The organism is Paenibacillus sp. NPDC056722, assembly GCF_042790635.1.
Classification (GTDB): domain Bacteria; phylum Bacillota; class Bacilli; order Paenibacillales; family Paenibacillaceae; genus Paenibacillus_AQ; species Paenibacillus_AQ agri.
In genome coordinates this window covers 24,943-45,593 of the sequence record NZ_JBHTYV010000009.1, presented here as the reverse complement: position 1 = coordinate 45,593, position 20,651 = coordinate 24,943, and the positions used below count along the sequence as shown (strand labels likewise).

Below are 20,651 nucleotides of genomic sequence, written 5' to 3'. Positions count from 1 at the left end.
TCAATTCTCCGCCTTAATACTTCCAATGATACAAAGATTAAGAACCCAAGCCGATAAAGCTTGGGTTCTGCAGATAAGTGTGGCTTTAAATTATTACTGTGCAATTTCCAAACAGTCTTATTACGCCCCCCTCCCATCAAATTGCCACAAAACCCTCTCCCACTTGGCTTGGACCCCTCTCACCCCACTCCCCTGTTTCAACACGAGCAAATAAAGTAGAGTTGAAAAAGCAGGGGAATAACAAGGGAAATGAATGGAGTTAGAGGAAGCGCCTTGGAGTGGAAATCGGAGAAAAGCTTGAATTATCAAGGCATTGATGGGTCATACGACCCGCTCCAACGACAAAAGAAGCCGAGGAAAACAGGAGTGGATACCTGAGTTTCGCTCGGCTGGTGAGAAGACTATTTAGGCTTTAGGTGAACTTTATAAGCCTTGGGAGAACTTTAAAAGATGTTTACAACTACTTCCTTACCAACAACGCCACCGACTCCACATGCACCGTATGCGGGAACATATCCACCGGCTGCACTTCCACCGTCCGATACCCGCCATCCTCCAACACGCGGAGATCCCGTGCCAAAGTGGACGGGTTACACGAAACATACACCACTTTCTCTGGCTTCATCGCAAGGATAGTTTCCAGCAACCGAGCGTCGCAGCCTTTACGCGGCGGATCGACGACGATGACGTCCGGCGTGATGCCTTGCTCTTTCCAGTTCGGGATTACATCTTCTGATGCACCTACCTCGAACACTACATTGTTCATGTCGTTCAGGCGAGCGTTAGCCCGCGCATCCTCGATAGCTTCAGGAACAATCTCTACACCGTAGACCTGCTTGGCGTGCTGAGCCAGGAACAAGGAGATAGTGCCGATGCCGCAATAGGCATCGATGACAGTCTCGTTACCGGTCAGTTCGGCATATTCTACGGTTTTGCCGTATAGAACTTCTGTCTGCGCCGGATTCACTTGGTAAAAAGAGCGCGCCGAGATTGCAAATTTCACGTCCCCGATATAGTCGTAAATGACGTCACTGCCCCACAGGGTGCGGGTTACGTCTCCAAAAATCACATTAGTCTGCCGGGTGTTTACGTTTTGGCAGATACTCGTAACCGCTGGCAGTTCGCGGCGAATTTCTGCGATCCACTCGTCCTTACGAGGAATGCGATCGCCATTAGTGACGAGAACAACCATCATTTCGCCGGTGACAAAAGCCACTTTTACGACAACATGACGAAGCAGACCTTTGCCAGTCTCTTCATCATAGGCTGTAATCCCTAGTCGCCGGCCGATTTCTTTAACTTGACGGACAACATTGTCATTCTCATCATGCTGAATCAGACAAGTCTCCATGTCGATAATCCGGTGGCTACCGCGAGCGTAAAAACCGCCAACTAGGCCGCCCTCAGAGTCGCCAATCGGCACTTGGGCTTTGTTGCGGTAGCGCCAAGGCTCGTCCATACCCAGGGTAGGACGAACGATAATGCCGCCAGTATGAGCGTCTTCGTTCCGCCCCCCAGTCACCTGCAGCTTTCCGATCCGCTCCAGGTTGTCCACCACCAGTTGGCGCTTCCAGGCCAACTGGGCGGCGTAATCCATGTGCTGCAGCTGGCAGCCGCCGCACATGTCATAGATCTCGCAAGGCGGGGCGATACGATCGCCGCTCGCTTGTTCAATCTTCAGCAGCTTGGCATAGCCATACTGCTTCTTGGTCTTGAGCACCTTTGCCCGAATTTTCTCTCCGGGCAAAGCGCCCTGCACAAAAAGGGTAAAGCCCTCTACGCGGCCTACCCCTTCACCTTCATGGGTCATGCCGATGATATCGAGCATAACCTCGTCATTCTTGTTCACAGGCAGTCCGGCCACTTGGGCCGTGCCGTCCCGGCGGCTTGTATTGCGGCCGCTGCGGTGTCTACTCATTGGTTCACATTCACTTCTTTCATATTCTTCATTATTAATGACGCTAAATATCTGTTATACAAAATGGATTAGAGCAAGACACCCCATGCTGAGGCCGTACACTGCCATGTAAAATTAATTTTAACTGGAATTCCTCCAGTTAATGCTCCGTTAAACTTTATATGAGAAGATAACAACAGGAAAAGCTCCAGTTATTATTGAGTATAACTTGTGAAATCGGGTATGTGTACAGAAATAACTGGAGTTATTCCAGCTATTTCTCAGAAAACAATAGTTTGCAGGGTTTTAACGGGAATAAATCCCGTTATTCACCTACTCTAGATGTATGAAGCACACAGATGTTGAGTATTAGTTTTGTTCGACCAAACATTTTACCATTAGCGTACATTCATTTAGACAACATACGCGTAGTTCATTAACAACACCCAGTTTAAATTTTTATAGTTAGCCATTTGCAAACGATTCAGCCTACTATTACACATACTTGGCCATTCGATACGTTCAGCTCGACTAGAATAGTTACTATAAGTATAGATCCACACGTAACTCATAACGGCTCTTAGAGTCGACCTACGTTATGCACACTATTTCATCAACAAACCCTCAGGCTGCGCAAAAGTGGGCGTTAATGAAGGTTATGGCAACAACAAGATAAGTGCTTTGTGCTTTGAGCCTTAAGCTAGTGCATACAACGACTGGAATCCCTCTATAGCCTACAGCCCACTCTACTCATCCACCTCAGTTATTCTGCGCAAAAATCCGCAGATGCTGGGGCAGAATACGGAAATGCCCTGGCAGCGAACCGCCTAGCTCGCCGTCCAGATTGAGCTGAACATGCCCCGGAGAGGTGACTTCCATGGCATCGGTGCGGAAGTAAACGACCCGTCTATCTTGCAAGTGCTCGCCACGAATGGTGAGGCTGACCAAGCGGATGAACTCGGCCAGGTTGCATTTCTTCACGGCAATAACGTCGAACAAACCGTCGTCGATCCGGGCATCGGGAGCAAGCTTCTCGAAGCCGCCTACCGAGTTGGTATTGGCGATCAGGAAGAGCATGAACTCGTCATGAATGACGCTCTGGCCATTGGCGCGGATGATCAGCTCCTGTGGAGACAGACTCGCCATCTTCTCAATACCTTTTAAATAGTAAGCAAGCTGGCCCATCATCGTCTTCAGCCTGCTGGGTACTTCGTATGTCAGCTCGGTCAGGCTTCCGCCGCCGGCGATATTGATGAAATAACGATCATTGGCTTTGCCGAGATCAATCAGCCGCGACTGCTGGCGGATAATCATATCCACGGATTCTTCCCAGTTCTTCGGGATACCCATCGCCCGTGCAAAATCGTTAGTCGTTCCTAGTGGCAGTACGCCAAGCGGAGGAAGATTAGGCTTCTCTGCCATACCGTTAATCACTTCATTCAGCGTGCCATCGCCGCCGGCTGCGATAATCAGATCATAGCCGCGTTCAACCGCGTCTGCAGCGGCTGCTGTCGCATCGCCTTCTCCTGTCGTTGCATGGCAGGAGGTTTCAATTCCGCCCACATCCAGCCGGTCCAGAATATCGGCGAGTCGCTTTTTCATTTCTTCCCGTCCAGAAGTGGGATTATAAATCAATCTCGCAGTTTTCATTACCGGAACGCCACCTGTTTTTTTAATAGATAACCTAACTGATTATACCCAATTCAATGCCCTACAATCAATGTCGGCGACTGTCGAACATAAATTTCCTCTAAGGCAAATAAAAACCTCACGTCATCTGAAGAACCTATTATATACATAAACACTTGCCGCATTTTTCGAAAAACTGAAGTTCCATTATAAATGCAAGCCACAGCACAGCTGCGAAATAAGCGGATATACAGGCTGTAGCTTTTATTAGCTTCAATATAACTATCTTACATGTGTATGCAACGAGAGGTCTTTTCACCACAATTCGGCGAGCACTTAGGCTGCTATTCTACACATATCACCAAGAGCTCTCAGCCCCATTATTCCCCTGAACAGTCCCGCACAGACGCTAACCAATCCTCTACCTGCCGCTGAATCCATCTTGGAAAAAGGGGGTGTGGGAGCAGCGTGCGCCCAGAGTAGCGATAACCTACGCCTTCAAGCCGCTGTGGAATCACTCGCTTCGTAAAGTAACCCTCACTCAAAAAAAGTGGCGCCACCAACACCTCGTGGCCTTGTTGCTGCCAATACTCTGCTTTGCTGCGCACACTGTCCGGGTTCAGCAGCGCATAATCCGCTGCCGCAACGCCGCTTACCCGAGCTACACGCTGAGCCAGGGAAGCAATGCCCCGCTCCCAGCGCTGCCGGAAGCCGTCATGCACACTCCCATGGCCTACCAGCAGGATCGTTTCCTGCTCCGGTTGCTTGGAGAGCTCGCGAATTTTGTCCCAGATCATGAGGGCAATATCCGGGTCATCATCTACAGGATAGCCGAAGTGAACCTTGGCGCTCACTTGGAAACATTCCAGATCGGTCTCTCGTTCAGGCTCCGGCTTCGCTCCAAGCGCATACGCTATCTCATCAATATGCGTACTTCCAGACGACACAAACAAGGGTACCACCATGATATCCGTGACCCCTGCCTGTTCCAGTTCATTGATTCCGTCCTGAATGAGACGGCCCTCCACCAGCTCCAAAAAAGAAACCGCCACGGGAAGGTCTTCCCGCAGCGATACGCCGTTTACGGCTTCATCCACGATAGATACCCAGGCATCATCGCGTGAACCGTGACTGATCATCAGTACGCCCGGTCTCACGAATTAGCGTCCCAAACGTTCCAATGTCATTTTATATCCATCATTGCCGTAGTTCAGGCAGCGTTTGACACGCGAAATGGTCGCTGTGCTCGCTCCTGTTTCTGCTTCAATCTGGTTGTAGGTAGAGCCTTTGCCCAGCATGCGGGCTACTTCAAGACGCTGCGACAGCGATTGAATCTCGTTCACCGTGCATAGATCGTCAAAGAATATGTAGCACTCTTCCATATTTTTTAAAGTTAAAATAGCCTCGAATAATTGATCCACACTTTTATCGTTTAGCTTCTTCAGCTGCATTAATTAATCATCCCCTATTGTGACTTCTGCCTCTAACTATATTGTACTGGAGCGCTTTTTTCAAGCATTAACGGTTTCACGCTGTAAAGAACGAAATCGACGGACATTTGTCCACCCCAGGTGTACATGTTTTTTTTAGAACTAGACCTCTCTCCTTTTCATCCCTGATCTTAAACCGCCTTCCCTATAGTACTACAAAAGCGTCGAAAATCAAGCGCAGACACGGTTTTTTCATTTCCACACTCCTGATATGGGCATACGCCCTTTTCCGCTCCTATCCCGGTAATCCGGGCATCTGTCTATACCTTATGTTCGCCCATGACATACATTATAGCAAACCAATAACGAAGGAATGTGATATTATGCCTGAGCATTACTATAATCATTCCCGCCGGAGTCACCGTTCACTGGCTGATCCGCTGAATACATCACCCTATCCTGGAATCAGTCCCTACGGGCATACACCAGAGCTGGGAGACACCGGGTTCTTACCCAGTTTGGATGTAACAGAGGTTGCAGATGCGGCACTGGCCCCAGCAGCCGAGGCGGTCACTACCAAAGCAGGAGGACTTCTCGGTGGACTTGGGAATCTAGGGAATCTAGGGAATCTAGCCAACATGGAGCAGATCAAAGGCTTTGTCGACCGGATGGGTGGCATTGAAGGAATCGTGAGTTCGATGGGCAAGGTCCAGAAGGTGATGTCGAGCTTTCAGCAGATGGCCCCAATGGTGAAGCTGGTCATGGGGACTTTTGGCAAAGGAAAAGGGTCCTCCGGAGCGCTAGCCGCTGAAGAGGATGCCGCTCTGTACAGACCCAAACGTCGTAGAAAAAAGTCGCCTTCCTCCGGAAGCCGCAAAAAATCTTCACGTTCCACCAGCAAACGTGCCACTTCCTCTCCCTCCCGCAAACGCCGTCGTAAATAGCAGATATAACTGATCGTTGACTGGGGGAGGCAACTCTCTGCGCAGTATTAACCACCGTGGATCTCTACAGTCGCTGCGATCTCTACAGTATCTCTACGGTTTCTATGGTCTCTATGGTCTCTATGGTTTCTGCGGTCTCTGTGATAGCTGGTCTCTATGGTCTCTGGCCCTCTATGCTTTCTGCGCTATCTCTACTTCAACCCTGCCTCTTTAGCTCCTTGCCTATTGGGTACCACTCGTTTCGCCAAGTTCCGACACTTTATCCAAAAAAGGCAGCAGCGTATGTCCCAGGACATTTACGCTGCTGCCTCATCTATTTGCTCCATCAGCCTATTTGAACCAGCCACTCCGCTTGAACCAGGCGATCATCCCCACAGTGAGGACTACCATAAGCAACAGGACGGCGAAATAGCCGAAGTTCCATTCCAGCTCGGGCATGATCTTGAAATTCATCCCATAGATCCCGGCGATCAGCGTCAGCGGCATGAAGATGGTGGTGATGACCGTTAGTGTTTTCATAATAGAGTTCATCCGGTTGGAGTTTAACGAGATATAACTATCCCGGAGATCAGCGGTCATTTCACGGTCCACCTCGATCATATCGGTCAGCTTCAACAGGTGGTCATAGATGTCGCCAAAATAAATCCGTTCCTCCCCATTGCTCTGCACATGCTGTGAATTGAGTATCCGATACATCAGGTCACGCATGGGTACAATGGTACGGCGCAGCTTCAATAGACGCCCGCGGACATCGAACACCTGGCTCATTAACTCCTCCACTGACTCCTTACTGCCCATACTCTCCAGATCTGCCAGCTCGTCCTCGATGCTATATAGACTTGGAAAATATTTATCCACCAGCTTGTCCATCACTGTATACGCTGCAGCCATCGGTCCGCCCGACCAGCCTTTGCGGCTATGAATTTCCTGCTTCACCTGCTCCCAGGCTTCATTCATCTCCGTCTTTTCCTGATGATGATAGGAGACGAGAAAGCTTTTGCTGAGGAACAGGTCAATCTCTTCCGCTTCCAATGTGCGTTCATTTAACGCATGCAGCACGAAGAACTGCGCATTCTCATAATAGTCCAGCTTCGGACGCTGCAGCACATGCATGCAATCTTCAATCGCCAGCGGGTGAAAGTGAAAGTAAGTATCCAGAAGTGAAGTCTCCTCTGTTGTAGGTGTTGCAAAATCAACCCAGATCCAGGCGTAATCCGCCATTTGGATCTCTTGCAGCAGCAGCCCTGTCAGCACCTCACCCTGATGGGTTACCGCCATCGTACGTATCATATGATGAAATCCTCCGTTCTGTCCTTAGCCTCTCTGTTCATTGTACCGCATTGATGGCCTTCCTCCCAACTACAAAAAAGAAGAGCCTAATCGACCAATGTCGACCAGGCTCTTATCTAAACACTTGCTTATGATTTTAGAAGAAAATTTTGAAGATTAGTCCTGCCAGCACTGCGCTGATAGGAATGGTGATGAACCACGTAACTACGATCCGTCCAGCTACACCCCATTTTACAGCGGAGAAACGCTTGGCCGATCCAACCCCGAGAATAGCCGAAGTAATGGCGTGAGTCGTACTTACAGGCAAATGCAGCAGTGTGGCTGAGAAAATAACGGAAGCCGCTGAAATATCAGCCGCGAAACCGTTGATCGGTTCGATTTTGAAAATCTTCGAGCCCATCGTCTTGATAATCTTCCAGCCGCCCACAGAGGTTCCGAGCGCCATCGCTGTCGCTGCAGCGATCTTAACCCAGAGTGGCACTTCCATGGAGTCCAGATGACCTGAGGTCACTAGGGCAAAAGTAATAATCCCCATCGCCTTTTGCGCATCATTCGTACCATGGGTGAAGGATTGCAGCGCCGCCGTAATAATTTGCATCGTCCGGAAGCCTTTGTTGACGGTATGCGGACTACGTTTGGCAAATATCCATTTGAGGATAATCATTACAATATAACCAATAACAAAAGCAATCAGTGGAGAGAAGATAAGACCTTCCACGATTTCAATAAAACCGCTCCATTTGATGTGATCGGAACCAGCTCCCACGTATACTGCACCGGCCAAAGCACCGATCAGCGCATGTGATGAGGAGGAAGGAATTCCGAACCACCATGTTACCAGGTTCCAGATGATCGCAGCGACAAGCGTTGCAATAACGACTTGAATCCCGTTATCCAGCATGGTAGGGTCTGTGATGCTTCCACCAATCTTCTTAGCGACACCGGTAAACATCAGGGCGCCGACAAAGTTCATGGTAGCTGCTAAAATGATCGCTGTACGCGGCGGGAGCGCCCGCGTTGATACAGAGGTAGCAATTGCGTTGGCCGTATCGTGGAAACCGTTGATAAAGTCGAACGCTAGCGCGAGAAATACAACGATGCCAAGCACCAGTAATGATGTATCCATATATTTGAAGGCCCCTTATTATGAGTTACGCATGATGATCGATTCCAGCTTGTTAGCGACGTCCTCGCATTTATCGGTCGTCGTCTCCAGCCGTTCGTACAGCTCTTTGCGCTTGATCAGCTCAATCGGGTCCTTCACTTTTTCGAACAGGGCTTTTGTGCAAGTACGCAACACTTCATCGCCCTGGTTCTCGAGATCGTTCAGGCGAATGGTATACTCACGGATCGCCAGCAGCTTTTTCTGGGACAGCAGGTGCACCGCTTTTTGAATTTCATAGGCGCTTTGACGGAGAATTTCTGCAAATTGCACAATATATTCATCCGCGTCAAGCAAGTTATACATATAGAAACGTGAGGCTGAAGCTTCCAAACCATCAATGACATCGTCCATGCTCGTGATCAGGTCCATAATGTCGTCGCGTTCTAGAGGCGTAATGAACGTTTTGTTCAATTCTTTGATAACGGTGTGCGTGTAAGTATCACACTGCGATTCGTACTTCTTCATCTCTGCGGCAAAGCTCTCCACGTTATTCTGAAGATTAGTAATATTTTGAGCAAAATAATCCGCAGCTTGGACAATGGTATCCGCCATGTTTTCCAGCGTTTCAAAGAATATGTCCTTTTTTCTCAACTTCATCATTTTAAACCCCTTTACATAAATTACATAAAATAACGGTCTAAACGCGAAGTCATCCAAATGAAAAAGCATGAAAATGAATGACAACTCTGTTATCTTAACATAACAGTGGAAGGGATAGAAGTAAAAAACGACAACTTTTTTACAGTATGATAACAAATTCGTTGAATAGCAATAATATTTCTACATTCACGGAAATAATGGGACATACTGGATTGATAAAAGGCTATGTTATGCGCTTTTTCAAGTAGCTTGCCTTCTCTGCCAAGCGGCTGGGGGCATACCTTACTGTTCGCCTGTACGAATGAACTTATTCTCTAAGTTGTTTTCTCCGCCCCCGGATAAGTAATGTGACTGTTGAATGACGGTGCATTGGGCACAATCAGGATATGCGTGACACCTGGATACATGAGTGCCTCCTTACCATCCTTCACAAAACGAATGATATCACCAGGCTTACGCGACCAGCGGCCTTGAATGATTTCTCCGCGCTGGAACAGCAGCGCCTCTCCTCCAAGTTCCACATCGACCTGGAGCCTGCCGACATCATCCAGCACCTTATGGTCACTCCCCATTACGACAACATTCGCAGCTTCCACGGGGTGGTCATTATTCAGATCCAGATGCGGCTTGCCGTTCACCCATCTCTGGTAAGTCGCCCGCTCGACATTATATTTATACCCGACATCATAGCTCTTCAATAGAAAATTCACGTTGAATTCGAACGCGACTTGTCCTCCGGTTGGCTGGGCATCAGGATTGTTGAAAAGATAACCGGGCACTGGCGTATCCTGCGCATATCCTAGCTTTTCCGACCCTTCCCTAAGCTTTGCTGTGTTGCTGTACAGATTATGTGGGGCTTTACGATCCTTGTCCCGCCAGAAATAGGCCCCGGCCCTTCCGATTTCGTCGAGGTCTTCCTTCTTCTGTCTCTGCAGAATGGCATAAGCGTCAGGACTGCCTCCCGCATGCACGGTCACACCGCCGTGGCTCTCGCCAATATCAATAAGATATGGCCGGATGCTGCGGATCGGGCCGATTTTCACAACACCAGTATGACTCTGGAACACACCGATCAAACGTGTAATCCCACCCTCAGCCAGCACCTCATACAGAATATCCGCCTCGCTTACCCCCGATTGTGGACGGGCGGCTGGTGCATTGTTGATCATTATGGATAAGGGCCGCGGCAGCGCGGTTTCCTCCGGGACTTGCAGTCCCGTCAAACCGGATATTGGCCCTCCGACAGGTACCGGAGATGGCGAAGGCTCACTGGACACCGTCGGCTCGGGGATAGACTCAGTAGTTGCTACCGGCTGATTCAGTGCAGCCTCGGTTCCACAAGCGGACAACAGCCCCCCGGCAAGAAGAAAACTGCACAGCAAACGGGAAGAAGCACGGTTCAATATCATAAGGTGGTCGTTCCTCTCTTTCAAGCGTTTCTTCCATTTAATCACAGCCTGTCCATTTTGTCTTGGTTTCGCTAGGATTAGTGATCTCTACGATTGACCGCTGTATTTATAAGTAATATTATATAAATTGAATACATAAGTTTCCTATTTTTGGTTTATAGTGAGGGTGGTGTTCATATGGAACCGACAACCACGATAACCGCACAATTAGAAAGCTTTTTAAAAGAGAAAAAGATAACTGTCAGTCAGTTTGCAGAAGCAGCCGGGTTACATACTGGAACACTAAGCAATATTCTTAACGACAAAAAAACAATCTCCATGCAACAGTTAGACAAGATCACGTCAGCTATGCGGCTCGAAGAAGGACATTTTTATGATCTATACATTCAGGACTGCTTCTTTCATTCTTCACCAGATTGGCGTAGGTTAGGACCGTATCTTAATCGCTGTGCAGAATTGAATAAATTGGATTATATTCGGCAGACCGTTCATTTGATGCTGGACAGACTCTCTTATGCACCTTTGCTGTTTGAGGCTGCTGAAGAATTCTTTAGGAATGGCAAGAGAGCGGCAGCGTTGATTCTCTATGAAAGTCTGGCCGAAACTGAGAAGTATCAACATTCCGAACGACTGGCCCTTTGTCATTACCGTTTGTTCATCATTAACTTATGTGAAGACCAGGATCTAAATACGCTTGCTGCTATTCAATTTGAGCCCTACATTGACCGGCTGGACGAAATGTACCAGTTGGATGCGCTTAATGAATTGATCAATGTGAATATCTCTCTCCATCGTTGGCAGGCAGTTGAGCTGTTATCGCAAAAAATGGGACACAAAGCTATGATTCAATACGAGCAATCCCGTGGACGAAGTCATCCGTACAATGAACCGAACAAGCCCCTTGTGTTTTACGTCCTATACGCTCACTTATCGCTCGGTAATGTTTACAGTCAACATGGAGATTATGAGACGGCCTTGGAATATGCAGATTTATATGGCACAGCAGATTGGGTGGATTCCCCTTCTGACGAAGAGGCGCAAATCATATATCAGTTCCATGAATGGTCTGAAGCAAACCGTTATATGTACAAATTAATGCGAGGGCAAGCTGAGGTTTTGCCGGAATACATTGACTATCTCTCAACCAGACAAGACGAGGTTTTCGTCGGATTATGCAGAATCGTTGCGGCTTCGAATACGTACCATTTCAATATAGACCCTGTTCTTGAACGCTTTGATCCACATCTTCGATTAAAAGACCAAGAAGGACTCTTTGGGGAAGTGAACAGTTTGATCACGATGGATCGTCATACACGATTGCTGGCTGAACTAGGTCTTTATTATTTAAACAACAAAAAATTTCAAAAAGGTATATTACTAGTATTGGAAAGTTTGGAATCTTCTATTAAAATAAAGTGTGATAGTGCAATACTGAGATGTGTGGGATTATACGAACAATTCAGGCATCATGCACCTGCAGAATCTCAAGATAGATATACTATTCTAATTAGAGAGGTGCAAAAGTTAAATGAAAAGAAAATTGGCTTTTCTCTTGGCTACATGTAGTATTCTTAGCGCTGTTGCTGTTGTTGGTCTTCCCAATCCATCCAATGATTCAGAGAAACCTGTAAAAACGACTATCACTATTAATAGTCATGGCGTTGGAAATTAACAATTCTCTCCCCCACCAGTGTTAATCCATAAAAACAACTCAAAAAGGGTGCAGCCGGCAAATTCCGACTGCACCCTGTATTCATTTATTCTCAAGGTCTCATATTCAATTCTAGTCGAGCATCCAGCAATTCAGGCTAAGAGTTCCGTATTGATAAGCCTGGATCATTAGCTGTGCCTGTCTGCCCTCATCTGCGGTTCCCATCACATAGAAGAGGGGCACAAAATGCTCTTTTCCATAGGTGGGGACAGCTTCTCGGGCATGAGGGGCCTTCTTCTCATAGGCGAACAGCTCTGGGAGATCCCAAGACTGGAGGCCTTTAGCGACCCAGGCATCGAATTCCTGCGCCCATGCTTCGGGCTGATCATCTTCTCTCAGCAGTCTCAGATTATGCACCAATCCTCCACTGCCGATAATGAGCACGCCCTGCTCTCGCAGCGGGGCCAGCATGCGTCCGATGTTATATTGCTCCTTAGGGGAACGCAGAGAGTCTACCGATAACGCAACTACAGGTACGTCTGCCTGCGGAAACAACTTCTTCAGGATCACCCATACGCCATGATCCAGTCCACGGCCAAGCACCGGCTGATGCGGCAGGTTCTGTGCCTTGAACAACTCCGAGATCTCGCGGCTCAGCTCAGGATCGCCTGGAGCCGGATAGGTCAGCGAGTACATTTCCTCAGGAAATCCGTAGAAGTCGTGCTTCGCCTCATGCTGAACATCCACAGTCAATAGCTGCTCCGGACTATCCCAATGCGCCGTGAATACAACGATAGCGCGGGGTTTTCCTAAATCACGGCCGAGTCGCTCCAGAAACCGGGTATATTCGTTATCCTCCTGGGCAAGCAACGGGGAACCATGCGCGATAAAAAATGCGGGTAATTTCATAGGATGCCAACCTCCTAACCCAGTATATGGCCTGCATCTTTATTTTACCCCTTCTTCCCCTGTTTGGCGAGTAGAGAAGAGCTTTCTATATCATCCAGTTCTGCCACTCCTCCTGCAGATGCTCCTGCTCGTTCATCCATTCCCGAGTCCGCTTAAGCAATTGCTCCTGCGCCGGGCCAGTGGAGAAGGTATGATCCCCCTGAAAAATAATTTCTTTATCGCACCGGCCCTCCGGCCGGGTCCAGAATAGCTTTTGGTAAAGAAAAGCGTAGTCTACCGGAATAACATCATCCGAAGTCCCGTGAACGACCAGCACATCACCGCTGAATTTGCCGGCCTCTTGGAATGGTTGGAACGCCGCCAGGGAGTTAAAATATACAGGGGTAAAGGAATAGCCAGCATGATCAGCCGAACCAGTCTTCACCGCTTGATCATATGCATCCCGGCCCACGATCTTCACAATGTCATTGAACGGGTAGCCCACCGCCGACCACAGGACAAGGTTCTTAACCCGGCGATCACGGATCCCTGTTAAGAGAGCTACGGCCCCGCCAAGACTGTGTCCGATCAGCGTTACCCGCTGCGGGTCCACATCTGCGGAACTAATCCCGTAATCCAGTACGGCACGAGTCTGGGCGATCATGGACTCCATATCCTCGCTGCCGTAATTCCCGCTGCTCTCGCCGCAGCCAGCATAGTCAAAGCGAATAACCATGTAACCGTCCTGAGCCAGCTCCCGGGCAGCTTTGACAAAAATCCGGTCCACCCCGATCCGGTTACCTACGAATCCATGGCAAATCACCGCCAAAGGAACCCGGTCCTTGCAACGCCCGGTGGTCCCTTTTTCTTTTGTCGGATAATGAATGCTTGCGGTTAGTTCCTCCCGGTTATGCCGGATTACAATTGCGCGTTCCATTGCCGTGTCCTCCTTCTAAAATACATATCTGCATCTGATATATTTTGTAATTCCGATAAATTTAGTATGAATTATATTCTTATTATACGGTATCCAACATTATTGTCAATAGAAAAGGAAAAGACCTCTCTTGTTCACCGGGAACAAAAGAGGCCACCGTTGCTGAAAGGGCCCGTCAGTCGTAACTGTTGTGGAACATGTCATGCGTTTCTTGTCTGCCTTCCCAATCCTTCATCCAGTTATCGGTTGTTCCCGTGGCAGCATCCCAGAGACTGAAGCCATCGGAACCACCCCAATCAACCATGCCATGGGTCGGTTCAGGCTCGAAGCCATCGCCCATGAATCTGTCCTGCTCCTTCTGATCACCATGTTCCATAACCTCGCCCTGCCCTTCCAAGTACTGTATTTGTTCAAATCCATTACCTTATCAGTGTTCACGCTTTGATAAGGATTATGCATCACAGGTCGAAACGCATTTCCTTGCACTGACCTGCTTGTCAAACGTATACTTTAGGCTAAGGTATTCATGATTTATGATATTGGAGGTAATATCCACCCCATGAAAGTTAAAGATATGATTAAGGAAAACAACGCACTTCGCGAGCAGCTGACACCGTTCAACCGCTCGTATTTTGAGGATATGATTCTCGCGATGCGGGCCAGCCGGGTTGATGCTCTTCGTACAGAGGAACTGCTCCTGGAAGCGGCCAAGCTGCTGGTTCAAGAACAAGGCAAAGGCAGGAACGCCAAACAAATTTTCGGGGAGCATCCGGAAGACTATTTCAGAGAAATCGTGGAGAGTGTACCGCCGGCTCCCGCCAGAAGTAAGCTGAGCTACTACCTAATGATTCCATGGGCGGCTCTGACCTGCCTCTTCGGCGTATTAGGCGCATTCGGCCTGTTGTTTCAATGGACTACCGGCTCATCGGGAATATTCAATCAGGTCAGCCTCTTCACCCTTATTGCCGTAGGTATTGGCTCCATTGTCGTCATTGAATTATTTATGAAGTGGATGGCTGCCTTGTCTGATAGCGACACACCGCAGACAAAGGGTTTTGACCTCAAGGGACTAAGCATCTATATTGCAATAGCCGCTGTAGTGATATTTGTCGGTACGTACCTGGATACGTTGCTGCCCGTCTTTTCGATTTCCCCTTGGATCAGCCTGATTATTTTCGCTGCCGGAGCGGTCGGCCTGAAAGTGCTGTTCTTGAAAAAATAAGTCTCTTACTTCTCTTACTTCTCTTACTCCATTTCAAATAGACAGGAGGAAGCACATATGAACAAGAAGCCCTATTTGTTAGCAGCCGTTCTTGCGGTTACCATCGGTGTACAAGCCATCCCCACCGCATCTATTTATGCAGCGGGAAGCGGATCAAGCACTCAGGAAAGCACCGGCAAGACTTCCACAACAAGCGCAGACAACAGTCATTCGGAAGCTATATACAAGGCTGCCCAGCCCCTGCTCTCGTCGTCGTCCAAGCTTCCGCAGGCTATTAAATATTTGAACAGCAACTTGTATGCCGTGACTTCTTACCGGGCCACAATGATGACTTTGCAGCTTGAGAACCTACATAAGGCCGCTCTTGGGGCATGGGAGAACAAATTCAGCAGAAGTGATGTGCAGCGCCAGTTGGCTACCGTATATAAACCGCAGGTTAGTATGGTCAAGCTGGCTGAAAGTGTTAAAGATCCTGCCCTGCGAACGTTGCTGGAGACCGCTGGAGAGAGCGGCTATAAGCTGGAGACGGCAGAAGGTACTTACTTTCCTGTAATTGATTATGCAGCCTACCGCAAGTACAAAGTTTATGTCACGAACGACATCAGCGATTATCTAACGATGATGGCTGCGGAGTCTGACCTTCCCTCTGCCAAGGACAACGGGCTGGTCATCGCCTGGACCGAGGTAGCCGCCCGCGCTCTGGCGGCAGAGCAGTTCACACGCAGCTATCCGAAGTCAAATCGGATTACGGCCGCGAAGCAGCTATACGCGAAGTACATCGCCAGCACATTCTATGGCCTGAACAACACGCCTCTATTCCATTACGATAATCTAGAAATGGATTTGGAGGCACAGAAGGCCTATGCCGGACTGTTATCGGCCAAGAACCCTGATAATAGCCCCTTTTTACAGAAGCTCGAAGGCTTCATGAAGCTGCTGAAAGAGAACGGCTATCTGCTCGACGACAAGGTAGAGCAGTACAGATCCAAGGAAGTCCCTCTAACTTAGCGTATAGCTGTGTGAAGATAGTCCTTGAAGACTCCACAAACCAGGATTGCAATGCAAACCTTTAGCAAGCAATACAAAGCTTCAAAGAGCAATACAAGCCTTCAGAAAACAATAAAACGCGGCATCAAACAGCAAAAGCCCGTCCCACTATTCAAAAGTGGGACGGGCTTTTTTATATCTCATACAGCTCTCTCAGCCGTATCCAATTAAATTAACATATTGAACAAATTCATATCCTTGTTGATTTCTGTATAATCCATGCCCTTCTGCTGCATCCGTTCGATCAGCGGGGCATATGATTCCTTACTGGACAGCTCAATGCCAACCAGTGCAGGGCCGTTCTCCTTGTCATGCTTCTTCGTATACTCAAAACGGGTTATATCGTCTTCCGGACCTAACACCTCTGCCAGGAATTCGCGAAGTGCACCAGCACGCTGCGGGAAATTCACCATGAAATAATGCTTGAGACCTTCATGGATCAGCGAACGCTCCTTGATCTCCTGCATCCGGTCAATATCATTATTGCCACCGCTAACGATGCAAACCACCGTTTTGCCACGGATTTGATCACGGTACTGATCAAGCGCCGCGATAGGCAGGGAGCCTGCTGGCTCTACAACAATGGCATTTTCATTATATAACTCCAGAATAGTCGTACAAGCCTTACCTTCAGGCACCATAACAACATCATCCAGAGAACGTGAACAAATATCGTACGTCAATCCACCTACACGCTTAACAGCCGCACCGTCTACGAACTTGTTGATGTGATCCAGGGTAACTACTTTTCCTTGCTTAAAGGCCTCACTCATAGAAGCCGCACCAAGTGGCTCAACACCAATGACCTTCGTAGAAGGGCTAACGGTTTTGACATAGGTTGAGACGCCTGCAGCCAAGCCGCCGCCGCCAATAGTCACGAAAATAAAGTCGGCAGGGTTGTCCAGACTTTCCATAACCTCCATGCCAATCGTTCCGTTACCGGCAATAATTCTCGGCTCATCGAACGGATGGATCAGCGTCATCCCGAAATCGATGCAGGCCTGCAAAGCTTCGTCATAGGCATCATCAAAGGTATCCCCCTTCAGAATGACCTCTACGAATTCCCCGCCAAAGCGCCGAACCTGCTTCACCTTCTGGCTTGGTGTGGTGCTCGGCATATAGACCTTGCCTTTAATTCCAAGCGCCTTGCAGGAGTAAGCTACGCCTTGGGCGTGGTTGCCTGCGCTGGCGCAGACAATGCCTTTCTCTCTGTCCTCTGGGGACAGGCTACGAATCATATTATAAGCCCCGCGTATTTTGAAGGAGCGGACAATCTGCAGATCCTCCCGCTTCAAGTACACATCGCAATCATATTTGGCAGACAGTACCGCATCACGCTGCAACGGCGTACGAACAATGACCTCGCGCAGCACGTGATGTGCCCGTACAATATCTTCCATCCCCAAGATCCGGTCTTCGTCTTCTCTCATGACTCTCCTCGCCTCACTGTCTCTGTCTAATCGTTTTGCTTCTTGTAACATACTATTCCCTCAGACTTTTTTCAAGGCCAGTTTTTCTTAGGTAGAAAACACAATAAGAGGTGTCCCGCAGTCATCTGTTCATGACTCCCGAGACACCTCTTCTTATACGTTGCTGAACGCCAGCATAGGCACCTCAGCGATCACTCCTGTACTATTGCTTCAACATCCACTTCAGCAGATCCGGCACGCTTGTCCAAAGGCGTGAATTCACGATGACATATTCGATCGCCTCATTGGCATCGCCTCTCCCAACATAGTCCGGGAGATTATGCGGCAGCCGCTTGGTGCCAAGCAGATATTCAGGCACATGCTTGTTCACATTACGGGCAACACGGTACAGCATTTTTAGCTGGGCAGTCAGCCCGTTCTTCTTGTACTCCAGCAGCATACGGCCATAGGCATAGGAAGCCGCGGCATCATTTTTACCATATAGCTTAAGAATCTGCTCCGCCTTACCCAGCTTATTGTTGTAGAGGTAGGCTGCTACCAACAAATAACGGGCACCTGTGTTATCGTCCGGATTCAGCTCCAGCACGTGCTCCAGCGTCTTAACCGCTTCTTCGGCATTTCCGCCGAACCAAGAGGAATCAGCATAACTCTTACAGATACGGATATAAGGCCGTGTCTCTACAAGCCCCCAGAAATGACCTTTATTCTCCTTGAAAAAGTCTTCGCCCAGCTCGCGTGCTCCGGCAGCCATCCCAGCTTTTAGAAAAGCACGGGCCTCTTCCTCATCCTCAGATTCCTCAGCCAGAACAAGATAAGCGTCCGGACTGTCTGGGTAAATTTCCAGAATCGTACGTGCAAGCTGTACCCGGCGTTTGGCCGACGGGGTTTCCATCACTTTTGCCAGTAGCGCCTGCTCCTTCTCCTTCGGACTTTCCAGGCTGCTCAGTTCAGCCAATGTGTCAGGCGCTTCGCCCATACCGTACTCTTCGATATAATTCAGCATTTCCTTCACTTTACGTGAGATCGTTGCCGCAGTAACCTCATATTTAATCGCCAGTTCCGCCTGGGTGAGAAGGAAGCCGTACTCTTCAGACAGCAAATATTCTATCGCTGCACAGAAGGAACCCATCTTCTTGACCGCAGGTTTGGTTTGACGAGAATAGCCGTTCCACAGGACAAGCGCCTCTTGAATAAGCTCCTTGTCGAATTTATTTCTCATGCTCTCTATGAGATGCAACCCCAATTGCTCATGGGACGGATGCTCCCATTTTAGGTCACGGGATACCATTTTTCTAAGCTTGGCCAGGGTAAGCTTGTTCTCCGGGCGTTCTGCGGGCTGTGCTGCTGCCGGTTGTTCTGTTTGCAGGGCAACTGCCGAAATCTCCTGCGCCGCGGCTTCTTCCGTTGTTACGAGCCGCAGTATGGATTCGACTGCATCCTGCTCCTTGCCGAGACAGCACTTCTTATATTTCTTCCCGCTGCCGCACGGGCACAAGTCATTTCTTCCAACCTTACTCAAAACCAATTCCCCCTTAAATCTGTGACTGAATGTACGCCATCAAGCGCACTGCTGCATGCCCTGGTATGTTATCTCCGGCACGGAACCTTTATATCATATGTGCTGTAAGATGACATTTCAAGCACCCCCAGAAAACGGCACAGCATAATTTGCACAAGCTGATGTTTAAAAAAGGCCTTTCCATGATCGGAAAGGCCCCTTTATCTGTATATATCCGCACATTTTCCCCCGTACGTGTTGTATTATAGCACTTTTTCTATCACTTGTCAGTCCTTTTTTAGGACTTATAGCGTAAAAAAATGCTAGATACAGTCCTTTTTCCTTAGACGAGTGCCTTCATCGCGATGTCGCTACGGCTTTGTTTTCCGGGAAAAGCGATCCTTTCGGCACGGGCATAAGCCGCTTCGCGAGCCTCGCGAATATCCGCGCCCAGTCCTACGACGCCCAGGACCCGGCCGCCGTTAGTCAACCAGCTTCCATCCTCACCACGGGCCGTTCCCGCATGGAAGACCAGCCCTTCTCCGTCCTCTTCCAGACCGGAAATCGGTTCACCCTTCGGGTAAGATCCCGGGTAGCCGCCAGAAGCCAGCACTACGCATACTGCGGCTTCCTCGCTCCACTCGATCTCTATGTCTGCCAGACGCCCTTCCACTACAGCCAGAAAGATTTCGAGCAGATCACTCTTGAGCCTTGGCAGAACCACCTGGGTCTCTGGATCACCGAAGCGGGCATTGAACTCGATCGTCTTCGGCTTGCCATCCGGCGAAATCATCAGCCCTGCGAACAGCACCCCGCTGAACGGGCGTCCTTCCGCTACCATGGCTTTCGCCGTAGGCTCAATGATACTCTCCACCGCTTCGCGGATAATAGCTTCGTCAATATGCGGCAGTGGGGAATAAGTACCCATTCCGCCTGTATTAGGCCCCTTGTCACCGTCGTACACCGGCTTGTGATCCTGGGCGGCAGCCATCGGCCGCACCGTCTCCCCGTCCACAAAGGCCAGAATGGACATCTCTTGCCCGGCCAGGAACTCCTCGATGACAACTTGAGCGCCCGCTTCACCAAATACTTTGCTGACCATAATATCTGCCAGCGCCTTGTCTGCTTCTTCTCTGGAGTAGGCTACAGTCACGCCTTTGCCTGCTGCCAGTCCGTCCGCTTTGATAACTATCGGCAGTGGCTGCTCTTGCAGATAAGCCGCAGCTGCTTCATAATCGTCAAATTTCTCATACGCCGCTGTCGGAATATTGTACTTGTGTAGCAGATCCTTCATGAAGGTCTTGCTGCCTTCGATCTCTGCCGCATTGCGGCGCGGACCGAAGACCGGAATGCCTTCTGCTTCAAAAGCGTCAACAATCCCTCCAGCCAGCGGGTCATCCGGCCCGATGACGACCAGACCAACCTCCCGCTCCTTCGCAAAAGCCGTTAGCCGGTCGAACTCAAATACGCCGATCGGCACGCACTCCGCCAGCTGCGCAATCCCGGCATTGCCGGGGGCGCAGTAGATTTTACCGGCGCGCGGGCTCTTGGACAGGCTCCATATAATCGCATGTTCCCGGCCGCCGCCGCCAACCACTAAAATATCCATAACAA

At 49.2% G+C, this 20,651-nt stretch carries 18 protein-coding genes; 4 read left to right on the top strand and 14 right to left on the bottom strand.

The genetic code is table 11. The features are described 5' to 3' along the window. Positions 1-460: 460 nt before the first annotated feature. The 4 genes from rlmD to ACFRAM_RS20295 form a co-directional block, all read right to left on the bottom strand. Positions 461-1,918 (bottom strand): 23S rRNA (uracil(1939)-C(5))-methyltransferase RlmD, encoded by a 1,458-nt coding sequence (gene rlmD, locus ACFRAM_RS20310; protein ID WP_379467490.1) that lies wholly within the window; start codon positions 1,916-1,918, stop codon positions 461-463. Between the two features lie 738 nt (positions 1,919-2,656). Then, positions 2,657-3,547, bottom strand: coding sequence for a diacylglycerol kinase (locus ACFRAM_RS20305; protein ID WP_379467488.1), 891 nt, complete (start codon positions 3,545-3,547; stop codon positions 2,657-2,659). 359 nt (positions 3,548-3,906) lie between these two features. Next, positions 3,907-4,665: a sirohydrochlorin chelatase gene (locus ACFRAM_RS20300; RefSeq protein ID WP_379467746.1), complete on the bottom strand. Its 759-nt coding sequence runs from the start codon at positions 4,663-4,665 to the stop codon at positions 3,907-3,909. Between the two features lie 21 nt (positions 4,666-4,686). Continuing rightward, a complete protein-coding gene (locus tag ACFRAM_RS20295; RefSeq protein ID WP_066379478.1) occupies positions 4,687-4,977 on the bottom strand; it encodes a YerC/YecD family TrpR-related protein in 291 nt (96 codons plus the stop codon). 362 nt (positions 4,978-5,339) lie between these two features. On the opposite strand from ACFRAM_RS20295, the gene ACFRAM_RS20290 reads away from it, so the two are divergent. Continuing rightward, complete coding sequence (locus ACFRAM_RS20290; RefSeq protein WP_379467486.1) at positions 5,340-5,900, top strand: tyrosine protein kinase; 561 nt, start codon at positions 5,340-5,342, stop codon at positions 5,898-5,900. Between the two features lie 330 nt (positions 5,901-6,230). Here ACFRAM_RS20290 and corA read toward each other — a convergent pair whose 3' ends face one another. The 4 genes from corA to ACFRAM_RS20270 form a co-directional block, all read right to left on the bottom strand. After that, positions 6,231-7,190, bottom strand: a complete 960-nt coding sequence (corA, locus tag ACFRAM_RS20285) for a magnesium/cobalt transporter CorA (RefSeq protein WP_379467484.1) — start codon at positions 7,188-7,190, stop codon at positions 6,231-6,233. Positions 7,191-7,326: 136 nt separating this feature from the next. Further along, positions 7,327-8,316, bottom strand: a complete 990-nt coding sequence (locus tag ACFRAM_RS20280; RefSeq protein ID WP_066379471.1) for an inorganic phosphate transporter — start codon at positions 8,314-8,316, stop codon at positions 7,327-7,329. 18 nt (positions 8,317-8,334) lie between these two features. Next, positions 8,335-8,952 (bottom strand): DUF47 domain-containing protein, encoded by a 618-nt coding sequence (locus ACFRAM_RS20275; RefSeq protein ID WP_066379897.1) that lies wholly within the window; start codon positions 8,950-8,952, stop codon positions 8,335-8,337. Between the two features lie 317 nt (positions 8,953-9,269). Further along, a complete protein-coding gene (locus ACFRAM_RS20270) occupies positions 9,270-10,364 on the bottom strand; it encodes a DUF3048 domain-containing protein (RefSeq protein ID WP_379467481.1) in 1,095 nt (364 codons plus the stop codon). Positions 10,365-10,541: 177 nt separating this feature from the next. Between ACFRAM_RS20270 and ACFRAM_RS20265 the strand changes: the two genes are divergently transcribed. Further along, a complete protein-coding gene (locus ACFRAM_RS20265) occupies positions 10,542-11,930 on the top strand; it encodes a helix-turn-helix domain-containing protein (RefSeq protein ID WP_379467479.1) in 1,389 nt (462 codons plus the stop codon). Positions 11,931-12,147: 217 nt separating this feature from the next. Here ACFRAM_RS20265 and ACFRAM_RS20260 read toward each other — a convergent pair whose 3' ends face one another. The 3 genes from ACFRAM_RS20260 to ACFRAM_RS20250 form a co-directional block, all read right to left on the bottom strand. After that, entirely contained in the window at positions 12,148-12,924 is a 777-nt protein-coding gene (locus ACFRAM_RS20260) for a DODA-type extradiol aromatic ring-opening family dioxygenase (protein WP_379467477.1), read from the bottom strand. A gap of 85 nt (positions 12,925-13,009) precedes the next feature. Then, entirely contained in the window at positions 13,010-13,840 is an 831-nt protein-coding gene (locus ACFRAM_RS20255; RefSeq protein WP_066379456.1) for an alpha/beta hydrolase family protein, read from the bottom strand. Positions 13,841-14,015: 175 nt separating this feature from the next. Beyond that, positions 14,016-14,216: a hypothetical protein gene (locus ACFRAM_RS20250; protein ID WP_379467474.1), complete on the bottom strand. Its 201-nt coding sequence runs from the start codon at positions 14,214-14,216 to the stop codon at positions 14,016-14,018. Positions 14,217-14,399: 183 nt separating this feature from the next. On the opposite strand from ACFRAM_RS20250, the gene ACFRAM_RS20245 reads away from it, so the two are divergent. Together ACFRAM_RS20245 and ACFRAM_RS20240 are read left to right on the top strand one after the other, a co-directional pair. Continuing rightward, positions 14,400-15,062: a DUF1129 family protein gene (locus ACFRAM_RS20245; protein WP_379467472.1), complete on the top strand. Its 663-nt coding sequence runs from the start codon at positions 14,400-14,402 to the stop codon at positions 15,060-15,062. A gap of 57 nt (positions 15,063-15,119) precedes the next feature. Then, entirely contained in the window at positions 15,120-16,070 is a 951-nt protein-coding gene (locus ACFRAM_RS20240) for a hypothetical protein (protein ID WP_379467470.1), read from the top strand. 206 nt (positions 16,071-16,276) lie between these two features. Here ACFRAM_RS20240 and ilvA read toward each other — a convergent pair whose 3' ends face one another. The 3 genes from ilvA to purD all read right to left on the bottom strand — a co-directional run bounded on the left by ilvA (position 16,277) and on the right by purD (position 20,646). Then, the gene (gene ilvA, locus ACFRAM_RS20235; RefSeq protein WP_379467468.1) at positions 16,277-17,539 is read right to left on the bottom strand and encodes a threonine ammonia-lyase IlvA; all 1,263 of its coding nucleotides are present in this window, start codon (positions 17,537-17,539) and stop codon (positions 16,277-16,279) included. A gap of 202 nt (positions 17,540-17,741) precedes the next feature. After that, positions 17,742-19,058, bottom strand: coding sequence for an SEC-C metal-binding domain-containing protein (locus ACFRAM_RS20230; RefSeq protein ID WP_379467466.1), 1,317 nt, complete (start codon positions 19,056-19,058; stop codon positions 17,742-17,744). Positions 19,059-19,380: 322 nt separating this feature from the next. Then, positions 19,381-20,646 carry a phosphoribosylamine--glycine ligase gene (gene purD / locus ACFRAM_RS20225; protein WP_379467464.1) on the bottom strand — a complete coding sequence of 422 codons (1,266 nt, stop codon included), beginning with the start codon at positions 20,644-20,646 and terminating at the stop codon, positions 19,381-19,383. Between the last annotated feature and the right edge of the window lie 5 nt (positions 20,647-20,651).